Below are 22,187 nucleotides of genomic sequence, written 5' to 3' on the forward strand. Positions count from 1 at the left end.
GACGTCAAAGCCAAGCACTACTAATTGCCCAAAAACTTTCATATAAAGAACCTCGAACTTTCAGTAATATCACAAGTCATACGAGAAGCCAAGCCAGCAAGGCAAAGCCAATCTCGTAGCCGACCTGAAAGAGAATCATCCTCAAGCGGAAACTATTTATTACATCTTGCCTGTCAATAATGTCAACCCCCTTTGGGTGGCTATTGCGTCGGTGTTCCACCTCTTCCCATTCCGAACAGAGAAGTTAAGCCCGATTGCGCCGATGGTACTGCAATGCAATGCGGGAGAGTAGGAGGCTGCCCACTTTAAAACCAAATCCCTCGGAAGCACAGCTCCCGAGGGATTCTTCGTAATACCAGACCCCTGGAAATTACTCCCGGAGCTCTTTCCAACTACTCCCGAGTCCACGTGTATCTATTCCCGTATCTCCTAGAAATTACGTCCCTATTCCATTCTATTTATATACGTACTCCCTTCTATTTACATTAGGGAGTTGTATCATAGACATACTGGAGAAATTGAATTATCATCATGATGGCACAAATTTATCATCACGATGAAACGTTTGTATCATCACGATGAAACGTTTGTATCATCATGATGAAACTAATTTTTCATCATGATGATAATTCAATTTCTCGGTTAAGAAAACAATGAGAGTACGTATATAAATAGAATGGACTCCGGGAGTAAATAGAATGGGATACGTATATAAATAGAATGGAATACGGGAGTAATCGCTCTGGGATACGTATTTAATCTCTATGGGATACGTCTGTAATTTCTAGGGGATAAACGTGTGTATCCGAGCGATTACATACGTACAACTCATTATACGCGTTCGGAGAATTAGTTATCCAAGTATTAATGACTGATTTACCCCAATAGAGAGAGAAAACGTAACCATGATTACGTTCAATATTTAGAGTTTTCTTGATTTGTTTACTCCGTAACCAAATAGTGCGAAGTCTGCTTTAGTTGGGTCACCGGGAAATATTTCGGAAAGAGTGGAGGTTAATCTTTGGGCTGCAGCCATACTAGTAGTTTTACTCTTCAACAATCCCAATTCTATCGCTTCATGAACAACATGAGTATCAAGAGGAAGCAGGAGGGTGCTCTGATCGATAAAGTCAGACCATAGACCGAGATCGACAGGGGAGTTTGAGCGCACCATCCATCTTAAAAACATACAGAGGCGTTTACAACACGAACGGGTGTCTTTAGGGATGATTTTGTTCGATTCTCGGTCGGCAAAGTAGGTACATATCGCCTCGAGTGCGGCGATGGCTCTGAACTTTCCGTTTTCAAGCTTTGCGTTGGGATTGATTGTGGTTCTAACGAACTGACCGATACTGTCGTGCGAGTATATCATTTGTCGCAGGGTATCGAAAAACGATAGCATGAGGTGATTTGAATAGAGGCGATAGAAGCAGGCTGAATCGTCGGGGATGTGTTTTCTGTATTCGCCTGATATTATCCAGTCGTGGGGGACACCCATTGTACAATCAAGTAAGAAATGTAACCGTTTGATGAATGCGCTTCGGGCACCATAACTCAAAGCGGATGCAATGAAGGCCATTATTTCTTTATTCTTAACGCCTTTGACTGCATGCATAAACTGGGCTGGATCGTTGAGGAGGAACTGTGGGTGTTCGTATTTCTCGGCGTATGCTATGAGTTTTTGTGCTGTATTGTTGTCGACGCTCATGCACTTATTCGGCTTTTGGAGCAAGAATTTGTTCTGCGTGATTCTTTACTTTTATTTCTTTCGGGCCAATGATTCGTTCGATTATTCCGGCTTCGTCGATTATAAAGGTGGTTCGGAATGTACCCATATACTTACGACCATACATGCTTTTCTCACCATATACGCCGAATGTTTCATTGAGTTTTTTATCAACGTCGGCAATTAGGGGGAAAGGGAGGTTGTTTTTCTCGATGAATTTCTTGTGCGATTTTTCGTCCTGCACACTTACTCCCACAATTGCGTAACCTTGACTGAGCAGTTCGTCGTAGTTGTCACGCAGGTTACAGGCTTCAGCTGTGCAGCCCGACGTAGAGTCTTTTGGATAAAAATAAAGTACGAGTTTCTGCCCTTTATAATGGCTTAGTTTGATTTCTTTTCCGTCCTGGTCTGTTCCGAGCCGTTCAGGTGCTTTGTCTCCTATGTTCATAATCGTTGTTTTTAAACAAGAGAGCGGCTCTTCCTAGAGTCGCTCTCTGTTTTCGTACAAAAATAAAGTTAGATAGTCTTGCAAATTATCTGTTAACGGCATCTGCTAGCTCTGCACCGGCTTTGAATTTAGCAACCTTCTTAGCTGCAATGTGAATCTTCTGCTTTGTGGCAGGGTTGATTCCCTCATGAGCTGGACGTTCGGTTACGGAGAAGGTTCCGAAACCAACTAGCTGGATTTTGTCACCTGCTACGAGTGCTCCTTTGATAGCTTCTGTTGTAGCATCTAATGCCTTTTTAGCGTCAGCCTTGCTAAGTCCTGCACCGGCGGCAATCTTTTCAATCAATTCTGATTTGTTCATACTTTTTTGAATTATAGATTAATTATTTGGGAAATAAAAAATTAAAACTGTGCTGCAAATATAAGCGTTTCCTTTTATAGCACAAACAAAAAGCTAGGAAAATAGCCGCTAGAGTGACTGATGAAAGGGTAATGGATGTACTTTGTGTAGGCTTGAGGGAAAAAATTCATACTTTTGTCATGTTTTTATAGGATTTCATCACTTAATCGATTAACGCATATGCGCAATATACCTGTAGTTACAAGAAATCTGCTCATCATCAATATCCTTGCTTTCTTTGCTTACGAGATTCTCGGCGGAATGGGCGTTGATTTGAATAATTTATTCGGACTTCATTTTTTTCTTGCGGGCGATTTCAGGCTTTGGCAGTTGTTCACTTATATGTTTATGCACGGCGGATTCATGCACATTCTCATGAATATGTTTATGCTTTGGATGTTCGGAATGGTTATGGAAAATGTGTGGGGGCCGCGTAAGTTTTTCTTCTATTATATTGTTTGCGGAATCGGAGCCGGCGTTTGTCAGGAACTGGCACAATATGTGTCGTATATGGCTGAAGGGTTTAATGCTTATGAATTCGTACAGATTGGTGCAATGAAGATTCCCGTAGAAACTTATCTCAACCAGTGGACAACCGTAGGAGCTTCGGGCGCAATATATGCCATATTGCTCGCCTTCGGAATGACCTTTCCCAACGAACGCATGTTCATCATCCCAATTCCCATCCCCATTAAAGCCAAATGGATAATAATAGGTTCTGTGGTTATGGAGCTTTTCTCTGCATTCGGAACCAGTAACGATGGAGTTGCGCATTTAGCTCATCTGGGTGGAATGTTGTTCGGATTCATACTCATAAGATATTGGCACAAACATCCCTATTCTGGCAATGGGGACTTCGGAACTAATAAAGGACGGCAATTCTTCAACAGAATGCGAACTAATTGGGAAAATAAAAAAGGACAAACTGCGTCGCCGCAAACTAAACCCGAGAGCGACTGGGAATACAACGCACGAAAAAAACGAGAACAGGATGAAATCGATAATATTCTCGATAAGGTACGAAAGAGCGGCTACGACAGTCTGACGAGAGAAGAAAAGCAACGTCTTTTCGACAGTAGTAAGAGATAAATCAATTAACTCATGGGGCACAAGACACGTAAGATTGTCAGACGAATAATAATGGCCGGTAATCTACTGGTCATTATTATTATGCTATCTGTCGGGCATATCGATCGGCTTAATCCGGTAAATCATCCTATGCTGGCCAACCTAGGTCTTGGCTTTCCGATACTGCTCGTATTAAATACTGGATTTCTGTTAATCTGGATATTCTTCCGTCGTAGACTGATATGGCTTCCGATCCTTGGTTTTCTTCTCTGTTTCGGCCCGATACGCAAATATATCCCTTTCAATTTACCTAAAGAAAAGCCCCATGGCTCGCTGAAAATCCTTTCCTATAATGTATTTCTTTTCGCTCCTTGGAATATACCCGATGGAGAACCCAATCCTATTATTGAGTATATCATCCGAAGTAAAGCCGACATAGTTTGTCTCCAAGAAGCAGGTCTGCAGGAACTTCGCGAGAAAGATGTACTACATCGTTTAGCAACCCATTATCAATACTGCGACACAACCATAAAACCTGTAACGCGAACCGAGTGTTTGATGCTTCTGAGCCGCTATCCAATCATCAAAAAAGAAATTATTCCTTTCAATTCCAAAGGAAATATGACCGTAGCCTATCTGCTCAATGTTAGAGGTATCGAAATGCTCGTCGTCAATAACCATCTTGAAAGCTATAATCTTAGCTCGCAAGATAAAGAAGGATTCAAATCGCTCATTAGACACCCCCTACCCACGCACTCCGCCAAAGGCGAATCAACCTATCTGCTCAAAAAACTAGGTGAAGCCTCTGCAAAGCGTGCTCCTGAAGCTGAAGCCGTGTCAAAATACGTGAAAGGATACCTCGACAGACATATCCCAGTAATAGTTTGCGGTGATTTCAACGATAGTCCGCTCAGTTACGTACACAGAACAATGGCCCGCGGTCTCACCGACGCCTACATTTCTACTGGTACTGGACCAGGATTTTCCTATCACAAAAGCGGAATGTACGTTCGGATAGACCACATTCTCTGCTCATCCGACCTCGAACCATATGAGGCACGAGTCGATGACCGCGTGAAACGCTCTGACCACTACCCAATTTATTGTTGGTTGAAATACCGTCCAAGAATCTAAACATTGATGATTTACAGATATGTAATTAGGTCTACTTTAGTATAAGATTTTTATCTCATTCTATCGAATTAAAAGTAAGGAAATAAGAAGACGGTCAACGTGCATATTTCTTCGATTATTAAATAGGTTTCAAATGTATTTCCCTTTATTCGAACTAGTATTTAGGTTTGCTCACTAACATCTCGACACAAATATTTGTCAAAACTTTTTGTCAAAACTCTTGCAGACAAAAAAGAAAGATTTATCTTTGCAAAATCAATTCAAGTACTATTTAATGATACACATGATTAGTTATTAGTAAGTTAATAGTCGAATTCTTGGCGCGTTCTCGTGATGAAAATCAGCCAATAAGAATTGAGTCAAGTAATTTTTTGAGTTATTTAGTTAAGTGGCAAGGTGTGTGTCTGCGTGAGCAGGCATACACCATTTTTTATCCCGATTACAAACACAATACGGGTTCGATATTTAGAAATGGTGTCATTCCGGATGCTATTATAAAATAATTTTGGTGTGGTTAACCTCTTTCCAGAGTAATAAAACAGGTTGAGACTTATGGAAAACTCTCCCTCTACCCTACTCCTTCCTTTAAGTTTTTGAGATTTCCATCATTAGTCCGGGGTTCGGGCCTGGAAGTCGTTTACGGTTGGGACAATATTGTCTACAACAAAAAAAGCCCGTAGGAACTTGAAATTCGAGTTCCTACGGGACAAAACTATTATGAAACAAAGTGAAATCTGTTTTTATCCGCAGTGGAAATATTTCTCAACAAGCTTAGCTACAGCCTCATCGTTGCCTGAAATATCTTTGCGAAGCGTACGGTCGTCGAAAGCGCGTAACTGGGTAATTATGCCGTCTATCATTGCAGGTGAGAACACACTGTGTTGCTCATAAACAGCCCGCTGCTGTTCCAGACGGTCAGCCGAAGCAGCACAACTGTCGGGCAACTGAGTCAATGCGGCAAAACGCTGGGCGTTTTCCGGGTCATGAATGTCGCCGTCAGCAAAAGTTTTGTCGGCTACTTCCAGCGCATCGGGTAATTCGAATCCATGACGGCAAGCCACACATAAACCGGCCAGAAGCTGGTAGATGTCGGCAGAGCCATCTGGTGAACGCATCTCAACAGTTTGCTTTTCACTGTAATCGCGCTTGGTGAGCGGCTCTATCGGGTTAGCCTCGTGACACATATCTTTACCTGAAGTCCAGCCCAGCGGAACACGTACCAGTACCGAGCGGTTGCTCATGCCCCAGCATACATTCGTGGGAGCTTCCTGATGGGGAACGAGACGGAAATAAGATGTCGGATTCTTATTGCCGAATGCAGTGATACTCTCTGCGAGTTTCATCATACCGGCAATGGCCTTACGAGCATTTTCGGAGAGTTTATTGCCGTCGAGCATAAGGTTACGTCCATCTTTCATGATACGCATGTGAACGTGCATTCCTGAACCGGCTTTCCCCACAGTTATTTTCGGAGCGAAGGTGATGTTGAGTCCTTCCTGATAGCCCATGTTGCGGATTATCCATTTGGCCAGCAGAATTTGTTCAGCACATTCGTTTGCTGGAACTGGTAGGAATTCTATTTCGGTTTGCTCGTAGCAATCGCCGTTTTCCACGAAGTTGCCAACTTCCGAGTGACCATATTTTATCTTACCTCCACATTCGGCGATTGCTTGCATACAACGTGTGCGGAAGTCGTTACCTTTAGCATAGGGTGCACTCTCGTGATAGCCTTTCTGGTCTACAGCGGGAAACACCTCTTCGTCGGGACGAATAACGTAATATTCCAACTCACCCATCGCATGAAATTCCATACCAGTTACTTTAGTGAAAGCGTCCATAGCTTTTTTTAGGGTGTGCTCGGGTGATGATGCCAGCGGCTCGCCATCACGATTGAAGAATGAGCAGAGCATACAAAGTGTTGGAATCTCTTCAAACGGATCGATGAAAGCAGTAGAAAAACGCGGCATCACATACAGGTCGCTACTTGCAGCCTGAATGAATGAAAAGAGTGAAGAACCGTCAACGCGCTCACCGCAAGTAAGAATGGTCTCCAAATAATCGGGTGTGTTGAGCATAAAGTTTAGGGTCTTCAACCTACCGTCACCACCGGGATACATGAAGTTCACCATCTTGATGTCCATTTCTCTTACAACACGGATGATGTCTTCTTTCGTGAACTCTTTCGAGGATTTACCTAGAAATGCCTCTATCTTATTTGCATAAAGGCCGAAGGTGTTATTTTCCATAAATGTGTTTGATGTTTAAGTTGTTAGAATTGTTATAGGTGCAAATGTACGTAATTAATCCAGACGTACAAGTGTTTCAGATGAATAATCGTAATCTCAAATTCCTTTATTCATGGGTTAGCGGAGGTACTTAGCTTACATATTGTCATGATATCTGAGATATTAGCATCTTATAGTCAAAATCAGGGAGGACTTGAGGCAGAGTCTAGACATATGCTTGGATGGGGTATAAGTCCATACTGCCTGATATAATAGGATGAATTATCTTTGCGGCTGGAATTAAGTGGTCTCTATTCAAAAACAATATGATATATATCGAACTCTTCTATACGTTCTTTGTCATCGGGCTTTTCGGATTCGGAGGAGGATATGGAATGCTGTCGCTCATTCAAACCGAAACCGTTGTTAGCCACCATTGGATGTCGTCAGCCGAGTTTACAAACGTGGTTGCCATATCGCAAATGACGCCCGGACCGGTGGGAATAAATTCGGCCACCTACTGCGGTTACACTGCTGTGCACAATATGGGCTACAACGATACTATGGCCGTTTTAGGCAGCGCAACCGCAACGATAGCTCTTGTACTTCCGTCGCTCATTCTGATGATTCTGATAAGTAAGATGTTTCTGAAATATATGAACACACGCGCGGTGAAATCTGTTTTCGGCGTACTTCGTCCCACGGTAGTGGGCTTGTTAGGAGCAGCCACGCTGTTGCTTTGCAATGCCGAAAACTTTTCTCTGCCCAGTGTTGACCCGTGGCAATTCGGAGTTAGCTTGTTTCTTTTTGCCGCAACATTCGTTGGCACCATGTGGCTCAAAATAAATCCAATTCACATGATTTGCGCTTCGGCTCTGGCTGGATTAATCTTGCTTTATTAACCGTTCAGGTCAGAGTGTGAGAAGATGGTAAGTTCCACCAGCCATGGTTTGTACCACGCCTTTCATTTCGAGTTCGAAAAGGATCGCTGAAAGACGGGCGATAGGAGTATCCGACTGTATAGCAAGGGTATTTATCTGAAGGTCGTTGTTCTTTGAAAGCACGTCAACAACCCGCTGCTCATCGGGCGATAGATCGGGAAAAAGGGTGCGTTCTATCCCTTGGTTACGTTTCTTTTTTGACTCTTCGGATGTTTCCCAATTCATGTCTTTCACAAAATCTTCGGCCGATGTAATCAGACCGGCTGTATTGTTATGTATTAGATTGTTACATCCTTCACTATATTCTGCACCGACAGCTCCGGGAAAAGCAAATACATCGCGACCATAACTCTGGGCTATCCGACAGGTTATCAGTCCGCCACCCTTACGTGCCGACTCCACCAACAGAGTTGCATCCGTACAGCCGGCTACGATTCTATTACGCTGAACAAAATTATGGGCTTTCGGCTGTGTATGAGTTGTGTATTCGGTAAGCAATCCGCCATTTTTAAGCATAGCCGCTGCCGTATCACGATGCGTACGTGGATAGATATCATCGAGCCCGTGAGCCACGATCCCCACAGTAGAAAGGCCATTATCGAGAGCTGCCCGATGAGCCGAAACGTCAATACCATAGGCTAATCCGCTAAAAATTATCACGTCGGGGCATAGATTCTTTAAATCGCGAACAAAAGCCTGAACTAATTCTCTACCGTAGGCCGTACAATGCCGTGTACCAACGATGCTAACCGTGTGACGGGCATTGAGGTTAGCATTGCCCAAACTGTAGAGTACCATCGGGGCGTCGGGACAGTTTTTCAACCGTTGTGGATAGTTAGGATCGGGCATGCAAAGTACTTTTATACGATGTTTTTCGGTATATTCCATCTCCTCTTCGGCCCGCTTTCTAAACTGTTCGAGAGTTGATAGGAGTTTCACGAAGCGATCGGATATGTCGGGACATATTTCACGAATGTGCTCCCGCGCATTCACAATTTTAGCAGCCGAGCCTACACGCGAATAGAGTTCGTACATCGCCATCGGCCGTGAAATGCCCAGCTGGGCCAACATAATAGAGCTGATTATTTCTTCCTGATTCATTGTTTATAGAACTTTTGCGAAGGTATCGTCATAATCCTTGCTCACGCCGAGGCGTCCGTTGATGAGCGTCACTAAATCGACCGTAGCATGGAAACACAGTTGTTCGTCGGGAAGTCGAAAAATGTCGTGCGTGAAAACATATCTCACACCTTCCTTTCTGAGTGCCATGCGCGACACAAATTCGTCGTCGCACCTGAGCGGCGTTTTATATTCCAAATTCATTCGCGCCACAACAGCATCTGTTCCTTTTTCATGCAGCTCGGCAAAACTCACTCCCAGCGAACGCAGGAATCTGTGGCGGGTGTGCTCGGTGTAGTGCAGATAGTTTGCATTGTTCACTATTCCCTCGATATCGCATTCATAGTCGCGCACCTCCATACGGGTTTCGAAAATGTAGTTGGGTTTTTCTTTCATTGAAAACGTCTTGATTGATGGAATGCAAAGTTATTAAGTAGACGTAACAAAATCTCTCACTAATATAAAATGAAGAACCTCCGCAAACTCCTTTCCGGGATTTGCAGAGGTTTTTCAATATGTGATAGGAATAATTTATTATTCTTCCTTTCTTATTTCTCCAGGCATATTTAACCCACTGGCTAAAATGGAAGTAACGTCTAGAATTTGTTGCTTCGATTCGGCAGGTATCTGCGATTCATTAATGAGCTTCACATAGCCAGCGGCGTATTTCCTTCGGGCTTTCATGTCGGGAATGGAGCGTAGTTTATTTATATAATCAGCAACCAAAGTCATATCTTCCTTTTTGCCCTCCTTAATATTCCTAATATATTCTATCATTTCGTCTTCGTTCAGATTTTCGGTTTCCTTATTATTCCTCTTGCTTGCTTTTACCATCTGTATAAAGGTGGCTAAATCAATGTCTGGAAAATCTTTACCCATATATTTCTTAATTTCCTCGAAAACATCTTTATACAAGCGTTCCTCAAATTGTTCCTTAGACAGTGTAGACAGGTCTAATTTCTCCTTATCATATTTCTTAATGGCTTTAATAAAAGCCTTGGCACATATCCACCCCACTTTAGATCCAGTAATTCGGCTAGACAATGGTTTCGGACCTTTCACATTCTTCCTTGAAGATTTCTTGATTTTTCCGGGATTAGTTAGCCTTACAGAATCGTCAACTTCATTATCTGATAACGACGGGAAGCTCGCATCAAACTCGGCAATACTTTGAGCCAAATCGACATAAGAAGGGTCACTACTAAAGTTTGTATTGGCTACACCCTCTGATTTCACACACGACGAAAACATTATCCCCACGACAAGAGCAATTGCTGCTCCAAACAATAATTTCTTTCTCATACTACTCTTCGTTAATTAGGTTATTAATAGATTATTCATGCATCGCTAACTAAAGCATGACACGAAAATTTCTTTGCAAGATTAGCACAAACATGCTTTGCAACCTAATGACTCATCGAGTTTTTTAAGACGAGTGAATATTCTACCGACCTATTGCATGTTAGATTGCTCCGAATCGGGAATAGTACAGCTAGAATGACCTGACAATTGGCGGGCGATATATTCGGGTGTGAAGCCAAGTTTGCTTTGGGCAACCTCTTCGGGGGTACCAGTGGAGAGAACAGTTCCGCCGCCACGGCCGCCTTCTGGGCCCATATCGATTATATGGTCGGCCAGCTTAATTACATCTAGATTGTGCTCGATAATGAGAACCGTATTACCACGGTCGACAAGCTGCTGGAGTACATGCATAAGTATGCGGATGTCTTCGAAATGAAGGCCGGTAGTAGGTTCGTCAAGAATGTAGAGTGTGCGTCCGGTGTCGCGTTTGGCAAGTTCGGTAGCTAGTTTCACACGTTGGCTTTCGCCGCCGGACAGGGTGGTGGAGCTTTGACCGAGCTTGATGTAGCCCAGACCGACGTCTTGCAGAGCTTTAATCTTTTTACGTATCTGGGGAACTGATTCAAAAAATTCCACAGCCATATTTACGGTCATATCGAGCACATCAGCGATGGATTTCCCCTTGAATCGCACTTCCATTGTTTCGCGGTTATATCGCTTCCCACGGCACACCTCACAGGGCACCATCACATCAGGCAGAAAATTCATTTCAATGGTTTTATATCCGTTTCCGCCGCATGTTTCGCATCGGCCTCCTTTGACGTTGAATGAGAATCGACCGGGTTTATAGCCTCTGATTTTTGCTTCGGGAAGACTCACGAAGAGTCGGCGTATGTCGGAGAAAACACCGGTATAGGTTGCAGGATTACTGCGTGGAGTTCGACCGATGGGACTTTGGTCTACGTCGACCACCTTATCAATATTTTCAATGCCTTCGATTCGGTCGTAGGGCATGGGCTTTTTTGTTGAGCGATAAAAGTGTTGCGAGAGGATGGGCTGGAGGGTTTCGTTGATGAGAGTGCTTTTACCAGAGCCTGAAACACCGGTTACAACGATTAGTGTACCCAGAGGAAATTCAACATCGATATTTTTAAGGTTGTTACCACGACAGCCATAGAGTTTGATGAACTGGCCGTTGCCTTTGCGCCGCTTAGGAGGCAAATCTATGGTGCGTTCGCCTTTGAGATATTGGGCGGTGAGGGTATTGGTAAGGAGCATTTCAGATGGCGTGCCTTGGAATACGACTTCACCTCCTTTTCGACCGGCAAGCGGACCGATGTCGACAATCCACTCGGCGGCACGCATCATGTCTTCGTCGTGCTCAACCACGACGACGGTATTACCGAGGTTACGTAGTTCTTTGAGGGATTTGATGAGCCGCTGATTGTCGCGCTGATGTAGTCCGATGGATGGTTCGTCGAGTATATAAAGCACATTAACAAGTTGCGAGCCAATTTGCGTTGCCAGTCGGATGCGCTGGCTTTCTCCTCCGGAGAGCGATGCGCTTTGTCGGTTGAGCGACAGATAGTCGAGCCCCACTTCGAGGAGGAAGTTGATTCGTTTTCGGATTTCCTTGATTATCTCGGTAGCTATGACGCGTTGCTTTTCATCGATATGCTTATCGAGTTCGTCGACCCATTCTTTGAGCTCGTTTATATCGAGTTCGGCCAGTTGGGCTATGTTCTTGTTCCAGATACGATAGGCCAGTGCCTCACGATTGAGTCGCGTACCGTTGCATTCGGGACAGATGGTTTCGCCGGTGAATTGGTCGGCCCATTTCTTGCCGGCTGCAGAGTCATCGTTTTCCATAACGTTTGTGAGATACTTCACAATTCCGTCGAACGTCGTGAAGTAGTCTGACGTTGTATGAACTAGCTCTTTCGATATCTTAATGTTGCCCAGCGAGCCATAAAGGATTTCGTCCATTGCCTCTTTCGGGATGTCTTTTATAGGCGTCTTGATAGTACAGTTGTGATTTTGGAGAATTGAATCGATTTGCCAAAATATCATTTGATTCCTGTACTTTCCGAGTGGTGCAATCCCACCATTGTAGATGTTTTGCTGTAGGTCGGGAATCACTTTTTTTATGTCAATCTTCACGATTCTTCCCAATCCTTTACAATGCGGACAGGCACCTTCGGGCGAATTGAACGAGAAGATGTTCGGTGCCGGTTCCTTATAGGCTATACCGGTTTCAGGGTCCATGAGTCGTTTAGAGAAATATTTTGTTTCGCCCGACTCTTTATCCATAATCATTATTAGCGAGTCGCCCTGTTTCATTGCCGCAGCCACGCTTCGGGCTAAGCGTTCGCGTTGGTTATCGAGCTTGGTATCGCTGAGTTTCATTTTGTCGATAACCACTTCGATGTTATGATTCTTGTATCGGTCGACCTTCATTCCTCGCGTGAGTTCCAATACTTCGCCGTCGACGCGTATGTTGAGATAGCCTTTCCGACGCATCTGTTCGAAGAGTTCGCGATAGTGGCCTTTACGATTCCGAACCAGCGGTGCGAGCAGATAGATTGCCCGTCCATGATAGTCGTTAAGAATCATGTCGACCACTCGCTCCTCGGTGTATTTCACCATTCGCGCTCCGCTTTTGTAGGAGTATGCCTCACCGGCGCGTGCATAGAGCAGTCGTAAATAATCGTATATCTCCGTTGTGGTTCCAACGGTTGAGCGCGGGTTTTTGTTTGTTGTCTTTTGTTCGATGGATATAACGGGCGACAGACCGGTGATTTTGTCTACATCCGGACGTGCCGTGTTTCCAAGGAAATTCCGGGCGTAGGCCGAGAAAGTTTCGATGTATCTCCGCTGCCCCTCGGCAAAGATGGTATCGAAAGCCAGCGAACTCTTTCCAGAGCCCGACAAGCCCGTGAACACCACCAATGAGTTGCGCGGAATCGTCACATCGACATTCTTCAAATTATGCACTCGCGAACCGAGCACTTCTATTTTATTTTTCATTCTTCGAGTTATTCAATATAGCTTCTCAACAGGTTCACATCGCGTTTGATTTTGAAAACTCTACCGTCGGCTCCCTTTGCCATGACGTTCACGAAATAAGTTCCATCGGGCACGGCGTGTCCCTGGAAAGTTCCGTCCCATCCGCCGGAGGGGTCGTTCCATTCATAGATTTTCTGTCCCCAGCGGTTGAAAATCACCGCACGGAATTCGATTATGCTTTTGTAGCCCGACTTAGCCTTGTAAACATCGTTCACCCCATCGCCGTTGGGCGAGAAAGCATTCGGCATTTGGAGTTCGCTTTCGCTTATGGTCACGGTTATGGGGTCGTAGATGTTGATAGTGTCGCCATTCAATATTTCGTATAGACGCATGGCAAAAGTTCCGGCTGCGTTGAATGTGTATTGCGTATCGGCTTCGTATCTGATAAACATTGTTCGATTTCCTTGCTCGCCGAAGTGCCATTCAAAGTGCGTTGCAGGGTCGATGCTTGTTGGCGGATTAGCTTTAAATGTCACCGTAAGCGGGGCCGAGCCGCTGAATCCTTGTGCTGATGTTATAGTATCGGTTTTGCCCTCCGAGTTGGTGTAAACTCCGCAGGGATTGCAATCTTGCGCCACGCAGTTAATCTGCCACGCGAAAGCGAACGCCATGATTATTATAGCAAATGTTTGTTTCATATATGATGTTTGTAGAATTATGATTCGCAAATGTACGCAATTCTATGTGGTTATATCTTCGCCACTAATACCACTGCTTGCTCCACTGGCTGACGGTAGGCGAAGCAGGAAAAGAGTAGACAATATGTAAATCTCTTTTATTTTTTTAACCACAAATTACTAGACATATAACAACCCTAGCCTATTTTTGCTACGTCGATTTACGATTGCCTATCGATTATCCATATCCGATGGAACTTCTCCCAATCGCATAACCGGCCAAGGATTATTTTAATCGAGGTATTTGGAGAGGTGTATCTCACAACTAATAATCAAACGTATGAAGAAGAAGATTTTTTTCATGATGCTACCCTTAGCTGGAATTTGTTTCAGCTGTAGCAATGCAGACAGCTCGGAAGATGTGTACAACCTTCCGGAACAAACACAACAAACGCGGAGTGTAGATGCTTCCGATGCTAAATTGGGAAAAGCTATAGCTTCCGTTATCGAAAAGAAAGATAAGTCTGATTACACATCAGACTATATCATATATTCTGCGGAGGACGATAAATGCTTCATCTTTACAGAAGAGGAATATTCATTTGCGTCAGCTCTTGCGGATGTTATAATGAGCGGCGCTTCTGATAAAATTATCTCTAGCGAACAATTGCTAAAGGCCCCCAAGAAGCCTGACACCGACTGGACTTATGTTAGTAAAGTAAGAAACGCTCTTCAAACTATTGAAATCGGAAATAAAATTAGAAAGCAGGCTCCTAAAGGTCAGAATATTGAAATCAAACTCATTGCCCAAAAGGATAGGTCATATAATGTCTATTGGAGACCTTTCAAATAGCTATCGAATCGTCTAAAACTTCTATAGAGCCCGGCCTAACGACCGGGCTTTTTTATTTTCCATGAGTTCGATTTAAGATAAACTTCGACTCGGGCAGAAGGCCCGCATGTAGGGACAGACCCCGAGGGGTGATTTGCTGTCCGGCACCCCACGCCAATTCGGTATACCGACCGAATAACAATTTCAGGTATGGCGACACATATATTTATCACGTCCTTGAACGACGGGAGGGCGGACAGACACGGGGTCTGTCCCTACATGCGGGCCTTCTGCCCGAGTCGAAGTTTATTTTAAACCGAAATCACATTACAATAAGAGATAAAAACAGACTGAAGATACCTTCGCACTTTGCGACAGGAACCTACGAGCCGATTTTATTGCTGATGAACATTACGCCGGGAGCCTCCAAGCCAGTCTTATTGCCGACGAACTTTGCGACAGGAACCTACGAGCTGTTTTTATAGCCTTCGCAACTTACAACAGCAAATAACAATAGGTTGAGGATGCTTTCGATTCCCTCGACGAGACATAAAATTAAGTTCCGGACGCTTTTGCAACTCTCGATGAGACATAGAACTCAGTTTCGGAACCCTTTGCAACTTACGAAGAGAGTCGCCAAGTAGTTTTTATAGCTATCGCACTTTGCAACAAGGATTACAAAATCAGTTTTATGACTATCGCATTTTGCTACGGGAGTCTCCCAACCGGCTTTATTGCCGATACACTTTGCGACGGGAAGGCGAAGGCCTTTTCTATCCGATTGCAAAATATTTTTATATAATAATCTATCAGATAGCCTATTACATTAATTATGGAAAATATTCGTCATATCGATGAATGTTTTCCATAGACTATGGAAAGTTATCGTTACTATAAATTGTTTATTCCATAATCTATGGAATATTATCACTACTATAGCCAGCTGATTCAATAGTCTATGGAAAAATATCGTTTATATAGATTGTTAATTCCATAGGTTATGGAAAATACTCGTTGGTATAACTAACTAATTCCATAGGCAATGGAAAACACATTCTAGTATGATTAATAATATCACTATACTATTGAAAAGATATTCCAATAGTATTGATATTTCTAATATAACATTGAAATATCATTTTATATCGGTATTTACAAGAAATATAACATGGAAAATATAATCTGATATAATTTATATATTCAATAATCTATGTAAATATTTAGTTTATATGCTTTTATATAAAAATATTTTGCAATCGGATAGAAAAGGTCTTCGTCGTCCCAGTCGCAAAGTGCATCGGCAATAAAACTGATTGGGAGACTCCCGTAGCAAAGTGCAATAACTATAAGAACAACTTTGTAACTCTCTTCGTAAGTTGCAAAGGGTTCCGGAACCGAGTTCTATGTCTCATCGTAAGTTGCAAAGGCGTCCGGAACTTAATTTTATGTCTCGTCGAGGGAAGCGAAAGCCTTCAGCATCTGGTTTGAACTACCTTCGCATAAGGTAAGACGGCTCTCGACAAAACAATCCGAGCTTTCTTGAAAGCTCAATCGTTTTGCCCTCGTTTGCACTACCTTTGCATCAAATAAAAAACAGTAGCAGATTATGATTCTATTCTTCAAAACAACAAAGGAGACTATCATTGCAGTCGAAATTGACCATCAACCCAAGATAAATGAAATAGAAAAATTGAAATGGCTCTTCGGAGAAGCAAATGTTCTGGAAACCGAACACGTTGAAGGGTTCTACATCGGACCAAGACGGGAAATGATTACGCCGTGGAGCACAAATGCCGTTGAGATTACACAGAATATGAGTCTCAACGGCATTTCGCGTGTTGAGGAATATTTTCCCGCTGACTCGGCCGACGCTGAACACGACACAATGTTGCAGAGAATGTATCAGGGGCTCGACCAGATGATTTTTTCATTCGAGCATCGAACCGAACCAGTCAGAATGATTGAAAACCTGGAAAAATTCAACGAAGAAGAAGGGCTCGCACTCTCGACTGACGAGATTGAATATCTGCACCAAGTTGCCAAACAAAACGGTAGACCGCTAACCGATTCGGAGGTGTTCGGCTTCGCGCAAATCAACTCGGAACACTGCCGACACAAAATTTTCGGAGGCGAATTCATCGTCGACGGAAAGAAGATGGAAAGTAGCCTGTTCGACCTTATCAAAAAGACAACCCGTGAGAATCCGGGACGTATTCTTTCGGCCTATAAAGACAATGTGGCCTTTGCCGAAGGACCGGAAATCGAACAGTTTGCACCGGCTAATCAAAGCGTGCCCGACTATTTCCGCGTAAAACCCATCGAAAGCGTCATCTCGCTAAAGGCCGAAACTCACAACTTCCCCACCACCGTGGAGCCGTTCAACGGCGCAGCCACCGGAACAGGAGGCGAAATTCGCGACCGCATGGGAGGCGGCACAGGCTCGTGGCCCATCGCAGGAACAGCAGTCTACATGACAGCCTATCCACGACTAAGGGACGACGGCGGGCGTCCCCTACCCCAACGCGATTGGGAGGATATTATGCCCGTACGGAAGTGGCTCTATCAATCGCCCGAACAGATTCTCATAAAGGCATCGAACGGGGCGAGTGATTTTGGGAATAAATTCGGACAGCCGCTCATCACCGGGTCGGTACTGACGTTCGAGCACGAGGAAAATGGAGAGAAATATGCCTACGACAAGGTGATTATGCTAGCCGGCGGCGTGGGCTACGGAACACGCGAGGATTGTTTGAAGAAAGAACCGCAGCCAGGCAACAAGATTGTCGTGGTGGGTGGCGAGAACTATAGAATCGGACTCGGAGGAGGTTCGGTGTCATCGGTCGACACGGGCCGATATTCCAACGGCATAGAATTGAATGCCATTCAACGAGCTAACCCCGAAATGCAAAAACGGGCCTATAATCTGGTACGCGCACTGGTCGAGGAGGGCAATAATCCTATCGTATCGATTCACGACCACGGCTCGGCCGGTCATCTGAACTGTCTGAGCGAACTGGTTGAAGATTGCGGCGGGCAAATCGAAATGGACAAGTTGCCCGTGGGCGATACAACTCTGAGTGCGAAGGAAATTATTGCCAACGAATCGCAGGAACGCATGGGATTGTTAATCGACGAACATCACCTTAACCATGTGCGGCGGATTGCCGAACGCGAAAGGGCTCCGATGTATTTGGTGGGCGAAACCACGGGCGATGCGCACTTCTCATTTGTTCAGGCCGACGGCGTAAGGCCATTCGATTTGGATGTGGCACAGATGTTCGGCCATTCGCCTAAAACGATTATGACCGATGAGAGCGTGGAGCGGAAGTATGCCGACGGAGAGTTCGACCAGAATAAGATTGAGGAATATCTCTCCCGTGTGCTCCGCTTGGAGGCAGTGGCTTGCAAAGATTGGCTCACAAACAAAGTAGACCGTTCGGTAACGGGTAAAGTGGCACGCCAACAATGCCAGGGACGCATCCAACTACCGCTTTCAGACTGCGGTGTGGTTGCGCTAGACTATCGCGGTCGCAAAGGCATCGCAACCGCAATCGGGCACGCTCCGCAAGCAGGACTGGTGTCGCCAGAAGCCGGGTCGGTGCTGTCGGTAGCCGAATCGCTTACAAACATTGTCTGGGCACCGCTGGCCGAGGGTATGGACAGTTTGAGCTTGTCGGCCAACTGGATGTGGCCCTGTCGCTCGCAAAAGGGCGAGGATGCACGACTCTATAAGGCCGTAGAGGCATTGTCGAATTTCTGCTGCGCCATTGGCGTGAATGTTCCCACAGGAAAAGATTCTCTGTCGTTGAGCCAACAATATCCCAACGGCGAGAAAATCATTTCGCCAGGCACGGTCATCGTCTCTAGTGGCGGCGAGGTAAGCGACGTTCGCAAGGTTGTGTCACCCGTTCTGGTAAACGATGCAGCTACCCGACTTCTGCACATCGACTTCAGTTTCGATAGTTTGAAACTAGGCGGCTCAGCTCTTGAGCAGAGTATTGGCCGACTAGGCTCGGAAGTACCTACAGTTCGCAACCCGCAATATTTCTGCGAATGCTTCGAGGCTGTCCAGGAAATGATTCGTCGCGGATGGATTCTTGCCGGACACGATATTTCGGCCGGCGGACTCATCACAACACTGCTCGAAATGACTTTCGCAAACGTGGATGGCGGCTTGCGGATAAACCTGTACGACATGGCCGGCGATAATCTTGTCAAGAAACTGTTTGCCGAGAACCCCGGTGTAGTTATCCAAATTTCTAACGAAAATGCCGATGCTGTGAAAGCTTTCCTCGAGGAGAACAACATCGGATTTGCTCGTATCGGAACTCCAACACCCGACAAACGCACTCTTTCAATCGCGGATAGAGATAAAAACATCGAGCTCAACATTGATGAGCTACGCGACACATGGTTTGAAACATCCTATCTGCTCGACCGTCGGCAAAGTATGAATGGAATGGCTCGCAAACGCCAGCGCAATTACAAAAAACAACCCATTGAAATGAAGTTCAACCCATCGTTCACCGGGCGCTTCGACCAATACGGACTCGACCCCGACAGATGGAAGAATAACTGCGGAACTATAGATTCACAGGCTCCACGCGCCGCAATTATCCGCGAAAAAGGAACCAACGGCGAACGTGAAATGGCCTATGCTCTATATATCGCAGGCTTCGAGGTTAAGGATGTCACAATGACCGACCTCGTGAGCGGGCGCGAAACCCTCGAGGAGGTTAACATGATTGTGTTCTGCGGCGGATTCTCAAACTCTGACGTACTGGGCTCGGCAAAAGGCTGGGCGGGTGCATTCCTATATAATCCGCGGGCAAAACAGGCACTCGAAAATTTCTATGCTCGCCAGGACACTCTATCGCTCGGTATCTGCAACGGATGCCAACTAATGGCCGAACTAAACCTCATCAACCCCGAACATAAACATTCGTCGCACCTCACACACAACCTCAGCACGAAGTTCGAAAGCAGTTTCCTCGGTGTAACTATTCCCGAAAACAACAGCGTTATGTTCGGGTCGCTCGGCGGTAGTAAGCTCGGAATATGGGTAGCCCATGGCGAGGGTCGATTCTATCTGCCCGAGTCGGAAGACAACTATAACATCGTAGCAAAATACAACTACGCCGAATATCCTGGTAATCCGAACGGTTCCGACTATAACGCCGCAGCTATCTGCTCTTCTAACGGTCGGCATCTCGCCATGATGCCCCATCTGGAACGCGCCGTGTTCCCTTGGCAGCAGGCTTATTATCCTCATGATAGGCGCAATGACGATGTAACTCCATGGATTGAGGCGTTCGTAAATGCCCGCAAATGGATTGAAACAAAAAAGAAATGAACGAGAGTGATAATAAACCCATCGAGCCCGCAAACTCAACAAAAGTAGAGTCGGCGGGCTCATTCTATTGGACAGCTTTCAAAACCTTCTTCAAAATTGGCGCCTTCACCCTGGGCGGAGGCTACGCCATGATTCCTATCATCAAGAGCGAAGTGGTTGAAAAACATAAATGGATTGCCGACGAGGAGTTCATCGACCTCATCGCCGTGGCACAGAGTTGTCCCGGCGTCTTCGCGGCTAACATTAGCATATTCATTGGCTATAAATTGCGCAAGCTGCGTGGCGCCCTGTGCACTTGTCTTGGCGCAGTGTTACCGTCGTTTCTCATCATTTTGCTCATAGCTCTGTTTTTCCACCGGTTCATGGATATACGCTGGGTTGCCGCCATGTTCCGCGGTATTCGTCCAGCCGTGGTTGCACTTATAGCCGTGCCCACGTTCAAGCTGGCCAAGAGTGCGAATATACGTTTCTCCAATTGCTGGATTCCCATTGTAACAGCCGGATTAATCTATTTGCTCGGCGTTAATCCGGTCTATATAATCATCGCCGCCGGCCTGAGTGGATATATATACGGACGAATCGTAAAACCCGAGGAATAACTATCTTATCGAGAATAAAAACTATTAATCACCAACGTTTCTCGGTAAATCGGAACAGTGTTCCGGTGGGACAAACGAACCGACAATATGGGCGAGGAATGAAAAACGAAAGCACAAAAACAATCACACCGATAATCAAAACAACCACATTAGCCGAAGTTACGATGAAGGCCGAAAAAACTTCATAATCCATCCATTCGAAACTAATACCAGTTATCATCAGTAGTATTAAAACTATGAAAAGCCACTGACGGACAAGATTGAGCCTTTTCACAAGGCGTTGACTTATATGCCATTTCTGTCGACTGATTTTTGCTGCTAGATCTTGAAGCGAACCACAAGGACAGAGGTTCGTACAGTAGTAGTTCTTCTTTCCAAAGAGCGGATAAATGAACGCTACAACGAGCATCACAATGAGTGTTAGCGAAGGCCAGATGTTTACGCCATTTGCCATGAAATTCACGAAAAGCGACCACGACAGAAAACTCCCACACCAGAAACCGAGAACGACAACGTTGAGAATGAGTTGCAGAATACGATAGCGTTTGTTTTTCAGGAAAAGTGGCAAGATTGCTCCCATGAGAGCTACAAGCAAGCCGAATATCAACTTAGCGTTGAGGTCGGGTTTCGAAACGAGAGCTTGCTCAGCCGCCTTTTTATCAGCATAAGCAAGTCCACGTTGCATGTTTCCGATTACTCCTCGCGATGAAAATGTGGCCCCACTCACTGCGTCGACTTTCATTTTGAGAGCCTCATCGGGCGTTCGTCCATTCCATGATTTTAATAAAGGTTTCACCATATTGAAAAATTCAGGCGTCTCTGAATTTTTGAGCGCACGAACGCTGACGACTCGTCCTTGTTGCAGATGAATCTCCAACGGGACTGGGCCTCCATAGCCTGATATATCCCGCCCAAGTGCGGTTGTATTTATAACCACAGTCCCATCATCAAGAGTATGCATAGTATCAGTTTGCATCTTATTATTTTTAATGTCCGCAGTGTCCTGCAAATCATGTCCTGCAATTTTCCCATCGCGCTGAATAGCTCCTGTTGCAATAACAACAATGCAAGTGAGTAGTAAGAGAATCTGTTGTAGCTTTTTCATCTTATATACTATGTTTCGAATAGTCGCAAAAGTAGCCATAAATACCCTGATGCATAGCCTGGCTCGATTCATTATTCTTCTCCTGGCAGCTATCCTTTTCCCCACCATAGGAATATATTTATCCGTCATTTTGGAATTTGGTTTCGGGCCCTAATCAATACTTTTGCAAACACAAAAGATTCCCAAAAGGGATAACTTTTCAGGATTATCAGAAAAGAAAGTTTTCCAAAAAGGACAACCGATAGAACATAA

The 22,187-nt window shown here is 44.9% G+C and carries 16 protein-coding genes and 1 rRNA gene; 7 read left to right on the forward strand and 10 right to left on the reverse strand.

Annotated features, from left to right (window positions below):
- The first annotated feature begins 192 nt into the window (after positions 1–192).
- Positions 193–305: ribosomal RNA gene (gene rrf, locus HMPREF9140_RS07840) — 5S ribosomal RNA — on the forward strand.
- 617 nt (positions 306–922) lie between these two features.
- Here the strand turns inward: rrf and HMPREF9140_RS07845 are convergent.
- The 3 genes from HMPREF9140_RS07845 to HMPREF9140_RS07855 all read right to left on the reverse strand — a co-directional run bounded on the left by HMPREF9140_RS07845 (position 923) and on the right by HMPREF9140_RS07855 (position 2,535).
- Positions 923–1,708 carry a TIGR02757 family protein gene (locus HMPREF9140_RS07845; RefSeq protein ID WP_006953152.1) on the reverse strand — a complete coding sequence of 262 codons (786 nt, stop codon included), beginning with the start codon at positions 1,706–1,708 and terminating at the stop codon, positions 923–925.
- A 4-nt stretch (positions 1,709–1,712) separates the two neighbouring features.
- Positions 1,713–2,174, reverse strand: a complete 462-nt coding sequence (gene bcp, locus HMPREF9140_RS07850) for a thioredoxin-dependent thiol peroxidase (RefSeq protein WP_006953153.1) — start codon at positions 2,172–2,174, stop codon at positions 1,713–1,715.
- A gap of 85 nt (positions 2,175–2,259) precedes the next feature.
- Entirely contained in the window at positions 2,260–2,535 is a 276-nt protein-coding gene (locus HMPREF9140_RS07855; RefSeq protein WP_006953154.1) for an HU family DNA-binding protein, read from the reverse strand.
- 219 nt (positions 2,536–2,754) lie between these two features.
- Between HMPREF9140_RS07855 and HMPREF9140_RS07860 the strand changes: the two genes are divergently transcribed.
- Positions 2,755–3,663, forward strand: a complete 909-nt coding sequence (locus HMPREF9140_RS07860) for a rhomboid family intramembrane serine protease (RefSeq protein WP_006953155.1) — start codon at positions 2,755–2,757, stop codon at positions 3,661–3,663.
- A 12-nt stretch (positions 3,664–3,675) separates the two neighbouring features.
- The gene (locus HMPREF9140_RS07865) at positions 3,676–4,776 is read left to right on the forward strand and encodes an endonuclease/exonuclease/phosphatase family protein (protein WP_006953156.1); all 1,101 of its coding nucleotides are present in this window, start codon (positions 3,676–3,678) and stop codon (positions 4,774–4,776) included.
- Positions 4,777–5,516: 740 nt separating this feature from the next.
- On the opposite strand, the gene HMPREF9140_RS07870 is transcribed toward HMPREF9140_RS07865, so the two are convergent.
- Entirely contained in the window at positions 5,517–7,022 is a 1,506-nt protein-coding gene (locus tag HMPREF9140_RS07870) for a glutamine synthetase family protein (protein ID WP_006953157.1), read from the reverse strand.
- Positions 7,023–7,327: 305 nt separating this feature from the next.
- Between HMPREF9140_RS07870 and HMPREF9140_RS07875 the strand changes: the two genes are divergently transcribed.
- Positions 7,328–7,903 carry a chromate transporter gene (locus HMPREF9140_RS07875; RefSeq protein WP_006953158.1) on the forward strand — a complete coding sequence of 192 codons (576 nt, stop codon included), beginning with the start codon at positions 7,328–7,330 and terminating at the stop codon, positions 7,901–7,903.
- Positions 7,904–7,912: 9 nt separating this feature from the next.
- Here HMPREF9140_RS07875 and dprA read toward each other — a convergent pair whose 3' ends face one another.
- From dprA to HMPREF9140_RS07900, 5 genes are all read right to left on the reverse strand, one after another.
- Positions 7,913–9,043 (reverse strand): DNA-processing protein DprA, encoded by a 1,131-nt coding sequence (dprA, locus tag HMPREF9140_RS07880; RefSeq protein ID WP_018572094.1) that lies wholly within the window; start codon positions 9,041–9,043, stop codon positions 7,913–7,915.
- 3 nt (positions 9,044–9,046) lie between these two features.
- Positions 9,047–9,457: an acyl-CoA thioesterase gene (locus HMPREF9140_RS07885; protein WP_006953160.1), complete on the reverse strand. Its 411-nt coding sequence runs from the start codon at positions 9,455–9,457 to the stop codon at positions 9,047–9,049.
- A gap of 138 nt (positions 9,458–9,595) precedes the next feature.
- On the reverse strand, positions 9,596–10,363 hold the full coding sequence (locus tag HMPREF9140_RS07890) for a hypothetical protein (RefSeq protein ID WP_006953161.1): 768 nt from the start codon (positions 10,361–10,363) through the stop codon (positions 9,596–9,598).
- Between the two features lie 150 nt (positions 10,364–10,513).
- A complete protein-coding gene (gene uvrA, locus HMPREF9140_RS07895; protein ID WP_006953162.1) occupies positions 10,514–13,390 on the reverse strand; it encodes an excinuclease ABC subunit UvrA in 2,877 nt (958 codons plus the stop codon).
- An 8-nt stretch (positions 13,391–13,398) separates the two neighbouring features.
- A complete protein-coding gene (locus HMPREF9140_RS07900; RefSeq protein WP_006953163.1) occupies positions 13,399–14,067 on the reverse strand; it encodes a T9SS type B sorting domain-containing protein in 669 nt (222 codons plus the stop codon).
- A gap of 319 nt (positions 14,068–14,386) precedes the next feature.
- On the opposite strand from HMPREF9140_RS07900, the gene HMPREF9140_RS07905 reads away from it, so the two are divergent.
- The 3 genes from HMPREF9140_RS07905 to HMPREF9140_RS07915 all read left to right on the forward strand — a co-directional run bounded on the left by HMPREF9140_RS07905 (position 14,387) and on the right by HMPREF9140_RS07915 (position 20,830).
- Positions 14,387–14,899 (forward strand): hypothetical protein, encoded by a 513-nt coding sequence (locus HMPREF9140_RS07905; protein ID WP_006953164.1) that lies wholly within the window; start codon positions 14,387–14,389, stop codon positions 14,897–14,899.
- A 1,585-nt stretch (positions 14,900–16,484) separates the two neighbouring features.
- Positions 16,485–20,231, forward strand: a complete 3,747-nt coding sequence (gene purL, locus HMPREF9140_RS07910; RefSeq protein ID WP_006953165.1) for a phosphoribosylformylglycinamidine synthase — start codon at positions 16,485–16,487, stop codon at positions 20,229–20,231.
- A complete protein-coding gene (locus HMPREF9140_RS07915) occupies positions 20,228–20,830 on the forward strand; it encodes a chromate transporter (protein WP_006953167.1) in 603 nt (200 codons plus the stop codon). The genes purL and HMPREF9140_RS07915 overlap by 4 nt, the downstream gene beginning before the upstream one ends.
- Before the next feature lie 28 nt (positions 20,831–20,858).
- Here the strand turns inward: HMPREF9140_RS07915 and HMPREF9140_RS07920 are convergent, their stop codons facing one another.
- Positions 20,859–21,935: a 4Fe-4S binding protein gene (locus tag HMPREF9140_RS07920; RefSeq protein ID WP_018572096.1), complete on the reverse strand. Its 1,077-nt coding sequence runs from the start codon at positions 21,933–21,935 to the stop codon at positions 20,859–20,861.
- Between the last annotated feature and the right edge of the window lie 252 nt (positions 21,936–22,187).

It is taken from the genome of Prevotella micans F0438 (assembly GCF_000243035.1).
GTDB classification, from domain to species: domain Bacteria; phylum Bacteroidota; class Bacteroidia; order Bacteroidales; family Bacteroidaceae; genus Prevotella; species Prevotella micans.